8 protein-coding genes are annotated in these 7,750 nt (G+C 73.3%); 7 read left to right on the plus strand and 1 reads right to left on the minus strand.

What is annotated here, in order from left to right; all coding sequences use genetic code 11:
- Positions 1 to 219 (minus strand): site-specific integrase (locus AC156L_RS10985; protein ID WP_330876617.1); only part of this gene is annotated, 219 nt, incomplete at its 3' end.
- A gap of 74 nt (positions 220 to 293) precedes the next feature.
- Between AC156L_RS10985 and AC156L_RS10990 the strand changes: the two genes are divergently transcribed.
- From AC156L_RS10990 to AC156L_RS11020, 7 genes are all read left to right on the plus strand, one after another.
- The gene (locus AC156L_RS10990; RefSeq protein ID WP_330876624.1) at positions 294 to 1,058 is read left to right on the plus strand and encodes a class I SAM-dependent methyltransferase; all 765 of its coding nucleotides are present in this window, start codon (positions 294 to 296) and stop codon (positions 1,056 to 1,058) included.
- Positions 1,055 to 2,551: a glycoside hydrolase family 57 protein gene (locus AC156L_RS10995; RefSeq protein WP_330876618.1), complete on the plus strand. Its 1,497-nt coding sequence runs from the start codon at positions 1,055 to 1,057 to the stop codon at positions 2,549 to 2,551. Before AC156L_RS10990 ends, AC156L_RS10995 begins: the two co-directional genes overlap by 4 nt.
- Positions 2,539 to 3,789: a glycosyltransferase family 4 protein gene (locus AC156L_RS11000; RefSeq protein ID WP_330876619.1), complete on the plus strand. Its 1,251-nt coding sequence runs from the start codon at positions 2,539 to 2,541 to the stop codon at positions 3,787 to 3,789. The genes AC156L_RS10995 and AC156L_RS11000 overlap by 13 nt, the downstream gene beginning before the upstream one ends.
- A gap of 64 nt (positions 3,790 to 3,853) precedes the next feature.
- Positions 3,854 to 4,729 carry a sensor histidine kinase gene (locus AC156L_RS11005; RefSeq protein WP_330876620.1) on the plus strand — a complete coding sequence of 292 codons (876 nt, stop codon included), beginning with the start codon at positions 3,854 to 3,856 and terminating at the stop codon, positions 4,727 to 4,729.
- Positions 4,726 to 5,412, plus strand: coding sequence for a response regulator transcription factor (locus AC156L_RS11010; RefSeq protein WP_330876621.1), 687 nt, complete (start codon positions 4,726 to 4,728; stop codon positions 5,410 to 5,412). The genes AC156L_RS11005 and AC156L_RS11010 overlap by 4 nt, the downstream gene beginning before the upstream one ends.
- A gap of 129 nt (positions 5,413 to 5,541) precedes the next feature.
- Positions 5,542 to 6,579: an ABC transporter substrate-binding protein gene (locus tag AC156L_RS11015; protein WP_330876622.1), complete on the plus strand. Its 1,038-nt coding sequence runs from the start codon at positions 5,542 to 5,544 to the stop codon at positions 6,577 to 6,579.
- 14 nt (positions 6,580 to 6,593) lie between these two features.
- On the plus strand, positions 6,594 to 7,750 hold a 1,157-nt coding region (locus AC156L_RS11020; RefSeq protein WP_484406790.1), incomplete at its 3' end, for an ABC transporter permease.

Consider the following 7,750-nt stretch of genomic DNA (forward strand, 5'->3'; position numbering starts at 1 on the left):
CGTGGCCTCGGCCCTGCCGTCCTCACGTCGTGCCCGCATCCACGCGGCGCACGTCTTCGGCGTGATCTGACCAGGCGTGGTCACCTCCGGGTACGCCCGCCCCAGCCATCCGACGAACTGCCTGACGGCCCGGACGTACACCTCGACGGTCTTTTCCGATACCGTTCCGGCCCGCAATTCCAGAGCCCACTCGTCCACCCAGTCGACCAGCAGATTCACAGTGCTAGCGTACGGCGAAGTTCTCGTGGCAAGCAACGATGTGCGGAACGCCCGACGGCAAGGAGTCGATCGAGATGACCGACGTAACAGCAGGTGAAGTACCTTGCCTGCCACTGACCGGCGAGCGTACGCTTCCAGGAGTTAGCCACGAGAACTACTGGTTCCGCAGGCACGAGGCGGCCTACCTCGACCTGCTGCGCCACTGCGCGGACGCGGTCGTGCTGGAGGCGGGCTGCGGCGAGGGCTACGGCGCGAAGCTGATCGCCGAACGCGCCGCGCGGGTCGTCGCGCTGGACTACGACGCGTTCACCGCCGCGCACGTCGGCGCCGCCTACCCGGAGCTGGCCGTGGTGCGCGGCAACCTGGCGTCGCTGCCCCTGCGCACCGGGAGCGTGGACGTGGTGGCGAACCTCCAGGTGATCGAACACCTGTGGAACCAGGAGGAGTTCGTCGCCGAGTGCGTGCGGGTGCTGCGCCCCGGCGGCAGGCTGCTGATGACCACGCCGAACCGGCTGACGTTCTCGCCGGGGCTCGACAAGCCGCACAACCCGTTCCACACCAGGGAACTCGCGCCCGACGAGCTGCACGAGCTGCTGGACGTGCCCGGCCTGCGGGTCGAGGCGCTCACCGGGCTGCGGCACGGGCCGAGGCTGCTCGGCCTGGACGCCGCGCTCGGTGGCTCGATCATCCAGGCCCAGGTGGACGTGGTGCTGTCCGGCGGCGGGTGGTCGCCCGAGCTGCTGGCCGCCGTGACCTCCGTGCGCAGCGAGGACTTCGACCTCACCGCCGACGACCTGGACACCAGCCTGGACCTGGTGGCCGTGGCGGTCCGCGCATGACCGACGAGGGCACGTTCTGCCTCGTGCTGCACAGCCACCTGCCGTGGCTCGCGCACCAGGGCGGGTGGCCGGTCGGCGAGGAGTGGCTGTACCAGGCGTGGGCCCACTCCTACCTGCCCGTGGTGGACCTGCTGGAGCGGTTCGCCGCGGAGGGGCGCCGGGACGTGCTCACGCTCGGCGTCACGCCGGTGCTGGCCGCGCAGCTCGACGACCCGTACAGCCTGCGCGGCGTGCACGACTGGCTGGGCAACTGGCAGCTGAGGGCCCACTACGCGGGGCGGCGGCTGGCGGACCTCAGCTCGTACGAGCACCAGCGGTCAGCGTGGGCGCTGGAGAGGTTCGAGACGCGCTGGCGGCACGGGTTCTCGCCGGTGCTGCGCCCGCTGGTCGACTCCGGCGTGGTCGAGCTGCTCGGCGGTCCGGCGACGCACCCGTTCCAGCCGCTGCTCGACCCCCGGCTGCGCGCGTTCGCGCTGCGCACCGGGCTGGAGGACACGGCGCTGCGGATCGGCTCGACGCCCGAGGGGATCTGGGCCCCGGAGTGCGGCTACGCGCCCGGCATGGAGACCGGCTACGCGGCGGCGGGCGTGCGGCGGTTCGTGGTCGACGGCCCGTCGCTGAACGGCGACACCTCCGCCGCGCGGACCGTCGGCGACTCCGACGTCGTCTGCTTCGGCCGCGACCTGGAGGTGTCCTACCGGGTGTGGTCGCCGCAGGTGGGCTACCCCGGCGACCCGGCGTACCGCGACTTCCACACCTACGACCACCCGACCGGCCTCAAGCCGTCGCGGGTGACCGGCGTGGACGTCGCGCCCGAGGACAAGCGGCCCTACGAGCCCGCGGCGGCCGTCCCGGTGGTGCGGCGGCACGCCGAGGACTTCGTGGACGCGGTCGTGCGGCGGTTGCGGGACCTGAGGCAGCGGCACGGGCGGCCCGGCCTCGTCGTGGCCGCGTACGACACCGAGCTGTACGGGCACTGGTGGCACGAGGGTCCGGCGTGGCTGGAGGCCGTGCTGCGGGCGCTGCCGCTCGCGGGCGTGCGCGTGACGACGCTGCGCGGGGCGCTGGAGGCCGGGCACCTGGGCGGGCGGGTCGACCTGCCGCCGTCGTCGTGGGGCGCGGGCAAGGACTGGGGCACGTGGGCCGGGCCGCAGGTGTCCGACGTCGTGCACGGCAACTCCGAGGTGCAGCGCGAACTGCTGGCGCTGGACCTCGACGGCGCGGTGCGCGACCCGGTGCTGGACCAGGCCGTGCGGGAGGCGCTGCTGTCGCTGTCCAGCGACTGGGCTTTCATGATCACCAAGAACTCCGCGGCCGACTACGCCCGCTACCGGGCGAAGGTGCACGCGGAGCGGTTCCGCGAACTCGTGACCCGGCGCGGGGACACCGCCCGCGCGGCGGAACTGCGCCTGCTCGACGGTCCGTTCGGCCACCTCGACGCCAGGGGACTGACGACGGGCACGAAGTGCGAGGATGTCTCATGCGCGTGCTGATGTTGTCCTGGGAATACCCGCCGGTCGTCGTGGGCGGGCTCGGCAGGCACGTCCACGCGGTCGCGACGCAGCTCGGCGCGCAGGGCCACGACGTCGTGGTGCTGTGCCGCCAGCCGTCCGGCAGCGACGCGATCACCCACCCCACGACGGACGAGGTGTCCGAGGGCGTGCGGCTGATCCGGGTCGCCGAGGACCCCGCGCACCTGGTGTTCGAACGCGACCTGGTGGCGTGGACGCTGGGGATGGGGCACGCGATGACCCGCGCGGGCCTGGCGCTGCTGCGCGGGTGGCGGCCCGACGTCGTGCACGCGCACGACTGGCTGGTGACGCACCCGGCCGTCGCGCTGGCCGAGGCGGCGGAGGTGCCGCTGGTCGCGACCGTGCACGCCACGGAGGCCGGGCGGCACAGCGGGTGGCTGTCGCAGACGTTGAACCAGCAGGTGCACTCCGTCGAGTGGTGGCTGGCGAACCGGGCCGACTCGCTGATCACCTGCTCGGACGCCATGCGCACCGAGGTGGCGCACCTGTTCGACGTCGACCGGGGCGGGATCACCGTGCTGCACAACGGGATCGAGCCCCGCCGCTGGCGGGTCAAGCCCGCCGACGTCCTCGCGGCGCGGGAGAGGTACAGCCCGAACGGCGACCCGCTGCTGCTGTTCTTCGGCCGCCTGGAGTGGGAGAAGGGCGTGCAGGACCTGCTGGCCGCGCTCCCCCGCGTCCGCCGCGCCCACCGGGGGACCCGGCTCGTCGTCGCGGGCGAGGGCAGCCACGCCGACTGGCTCGTGGAGCAGGCGCGCAAGCACAAGGTGCGGCGGGCGGTGGACTTCGTGGGCCACCTGTCCGACCGGGAGCTGACGGCGGTGCTCGCCGCGGCCGACGCCGTGGTGCTGCCCAGCAGGTACGAGCCGTTCGGGATCGTGGCGCTGGAAGCCGCCGCCGCCGGGACGCCGCTGGTGGCGTCGACGGCGGGCGGGCTGGGCGAGGTCGTGCGGGACGGGGACACCGGTCTGTCGTTCGCGCCGGGCGACGTGGACGGGCTCGGGGTGGCGGTGCGGTCGGTGCTGGCGGACCGGCCCGGTGCGGTGCGCCGGGCTCGGGCGGCGAAGGCGCGGCTGGCGACGGACTTCGACTGGACGAAGATCGCGGCCGGGACGGTGGAGGTGTACCGGGCGGCCGAGGTGGGCGCTCCGGTCGTCCTGGGGCGGCCGAAGATCGCGACCGGCAACATGTTCGTCTGAACCCGGTACTCCACTCCGGTGCGAAACGTGGTCGTCGCGCGCCGCGGGTGTCCATGATGGCCCGGTGACCAAGTGGACCTGGATCGTCGCGGTGGGGTGCGCCGCGCTGTCCGGGCCCGTGCTCACCGGTCTGGTCGGCCCGTTCTGGGCCGTGGCGGCGGTGCTGCTGCCCACGGCCGTGGCGGCGCTGGCCCTGCGGGAGTCCGACCGCAGGGCCGCCGCGCTGGCGGGTGAGCTGGACGAGGTCCGCCGGACGGCCACCGCCCGCGCCGACCTGGTCGCGGCGGTGAGCCACGACGTCCGGACGCCGCTGGCGATGGTGAAGGTCGCCGCCGACCTGCTGCTCCAGGGCACCCCCGGCGAGGTCAACGAGCGGCAGCGGCGGTTCCTCACGACGATCTCCGACCAGACCGACCAGACCATCGCCATCGCCGAGGACCTGCTGGTGCAGGCCAGGATCGAGGCCGGGGTGTTCGCCGCGCGGCTCGCGGAGGTCGACCTGAACCGGGTCGTCGCGGACGCGGTCCGCGGGCTCCGGCCGCTGGCGGAGCAGCGCGACCAGCGCATCACCGTCGACCTGCCCCGGCTCCCGCCGGTGGTCACCGCGGACGAGCGGCTGATCACCCGCGCCATCGTCAACCTGAGCACGAACGCGATGCGGTTCACCGCGAACGGGGGCATGGTCGTGCTGCGGGTGATCAGCAACGACGACTCGGCGGTCATCAGCGTCACCGACGACGGGGCGGGCATGACACCGCGGGCGCGGGAGAAGCTGTTCCGGCCGTTCGTCTCCGGCTCGCCGCTGGCCGACGGGACCGGGCTTGGTCTGGTGCTGACCCGGCAGATCGCGCTGCTGCACGGCGGCAGGCTGCTGGTCGACACGTCGCCGCGCCGCGGCACCACCATCATGCTGCGGCTGCCGCACCGGAGGACACCGTGACCGACGACGCCCCGCTCGCCCTGCTCGCCGAGGACGAGCCGCAGATGGCCGACATGGTGGCGTTCATCCTGGAGACCGAGGGCCTGCGGGTCCGCACGGTCCACGACGGCCTGCGGGCCCGCGAGGCCTGGCTGGCGGGCGGGGTCGACATCGCGGTGCTCGACGTCGGGCTGCCCGGTCTGGACGGGATCTCGCTGTGCCGGGAGATCAGGGCGGCGGGGGCTCTGCCGGTCCTGGTGCTGACGGCCCGGTCCGACGACGACCAGGTGATCGAGGGCCTGGAGGCCGGGGCGGACGACTACGTGGCCAAGCCGTTCAAGCCGCGCGTGCTGGCGCTGCGGGTCAACGCGCTGCTGCGCCGGACCTCGCCGCGCGCCACCGGACCCGTGACCGTCGGCGAGCTGCGGATCGACGCGCGGACGCGGGTGGTCACGGCGGCGGGCCGGTCCGTGGCGCTGACCGACCGGGACTGGCGGCTGCTCGCCGCGCTGGCGGTCCGGCCCGGTGAGGTGGTGTCGTGGCGGAAGCTGCTCGCCGAGGTGTGGGAGGCCGAGGACTGGGTCGGCGGGCGGGACATGGTGAAGGCCGGGATCTACCGGCTGCGGCAGCGGCTGCACGACGACACCGCCCGCCCGCACTACATCGAGACCGTGCGCGGGGCGGGCTACCGGCTCCTGCCGTGAGGGCGTTGGTAACCGCACCATCACCGAGCATCACCTCGCGGTGACGCCACCGCCCTCCCCCGGTCCCTACCGTTCTCATCAGCCCCGACGACGCCGTCCGGGGAGATGATCCCGACAGGGGGAAGTCCGATGCGCAAGACGACAGCCGTGCTCGCGGCTCTAGCGCTCACCACCACCGCCACCGCGTGCTCCCAGCGCGCTCCCGAGGCGTCCGGTCCCGGCAAGGGGGTCGTCGTCGCGTGCGGCGCGGCCGAGGACTGGTGCCAGCGGATGACCGCGGGTTTCACCGCGAAGACCGGCATCCCCGCCAACCACGTCCGGCTGTCGAGCGGCGAGGCCGTCGCCCGGTTCGGCGCGTCGAAGGGCAGCCCCGAGTTCGACGTGTGGCACGGCGGCCCGGCGGACGGCTACGAGGCCGCGCGGGAACAGGGGCTGCTCCAGCCCTACACCTCCGCCGCCACCGGGAAGATCCCGGCGAGGTACCGCGACCCGGCGGGCTACTGGACCGGCGTGTACATCGGTGCCCTCGGCTTCTGCTCCAACCGCGACGTGCTCGCCAAGGCCGGCCTGGAGGCGCCGACGTCGTGGGACGACCTGCTGGCGCCGGGGTTCGCGAAGCAGGTCGCCATCGCGCACCCGGCGACGTCGGGCACCGCCTACACCGCGCTCTACACGCTGGTGCGGGTCAAGGGCGGCGAGGAGGCCGGGCTCCGGTACTTCCAGGAGTTCGGCAGGTCCGTGCTCCAGTACAGCAAGAGCGGCAGCGCGCCGGGGCAGATGGCCGGGCGCGGCGAGGTCGCGACCGGCGTGCTGTTCTCGCACGACTGCGTCAAGTACCAGGAGGAGGGCTCCACGTCGCTGGTCGTCACCTTCCCCGAGGAGGGCACGGGGTACGAGGTCGGCGCGGTCGGGATCCTCGCGGGCGCGCGGAACCCGGACGCGGCCAAGGCGTACGTGGACTACGCGGCGAGCGCCGCGGCGCAGGAGATCGGCCCGTCGGTGAAGTCCTACCAGCGCCCGACCTCGCCCGACGCCACCGCCGCGCCCCAGGCGTTCGACCCGATCGCGGTGAAGCTCGTCGACTACGACGTCGCCGCCGCGGGAGCGGCCAGGAACGGCCTGGTCGAGCGGTTCGAGGCGGGCGTCGCCGCGACGCCCGCGAACTAGGGCGGGGGGACGGCATGTCGGTGCTCCACCGCGTCCGCTCGAAGCCGGCGCTCGCGATCTCGCTCGTCGTCGTCACCACCGTGCTCGGTGTCGGCCTGCTCTTCCCGGTGTTCCAGGTGGTGCTCACCGCGTTCTCGCCCGAGGGCCTGGACGCCGCAGGGTCGCTGGTCGGCTCGTCGGCCAACCGCGGCGTCGTCGTCAACACCGTCGTGCTCGGCCTGTCCGTCGCGTCGGTCGGCACGGCGCTCGCGTTCCTGTTCGCGTTCGTCCGGACGCGGCTGGACGTGCCGTTCAAGCGGGTCCTGCACGTGATCGCCATCGTGCCGGTGGTGAGCCCGCCGTTCGCCCTCGCCACCGCGCTGGTCGTCCTGTTCGGCCGCAACGGCGTGATCAGCCAGGGCGTCTTCGGGGTGCCGTACGACATCTACGGCCTGGACGGGCTGACGGTCGCGCTGGCGCTGTCGTTCTTCCCCGTCGTGTACCTGACCCTGGTCGGGATGCTGGAGCGGCTCGACCCGTCGCTGGACGAGGCCGCGACCAGCCTCGGTGCGGGCCGCGCCACGGTGTTCCTCACCGTGACGCTGCCGATGCTGCTGCCGGGGCTCGCGGGCGGGTTCCTGCTGCTGTTCGTGGAGGCCACCGCCGACCTGGCCAACCCGCTGGTGCTCGGCGGCGACTTCACGGTGCTGTCGTCGCGGGCCTACATCGCCATCACCGGCGAGTACGACGTGGCGTCCGGCGCGGTGTTCTCGCTGTCGCTGATGGTCCCCGCCGTGCTGGTTTTCCTGCTCCAGCGGTACTGGATCGACCGGCGGAAGGTCTTCAGCGTCACCGGGAAACCCACCGGCAGGCCGCAGACCTACCGCGGCCCGGTCGCCCTCTGCGCCTACGGCGTGGCGGTCCTGGTGGCGCTGGTGATCGTGCTCGTCTACGCCACCATCCTGTTCGGGGCGTTCACCGCCGTGCCGGGCGTGAACAACGCGTTCACGCTGGCGCACTTCGACTTCGTGCTCTTCGGCATCGGCTCGGAGGCCATGGTCGACACGACCGTGATGGCGGTGGTCGCCGCTCCCCTGGCCGGGCTCCTCGGGGTGCTGATCGCCTACCTGGTCGTCCGGAAGCTGCCGCGGTTCGGGCCCGTGCTCGACTTCGTCGCGATGCTCGGCGTCGC

This window comes from Umezawaea sp. (assembly GCF_057122925.1).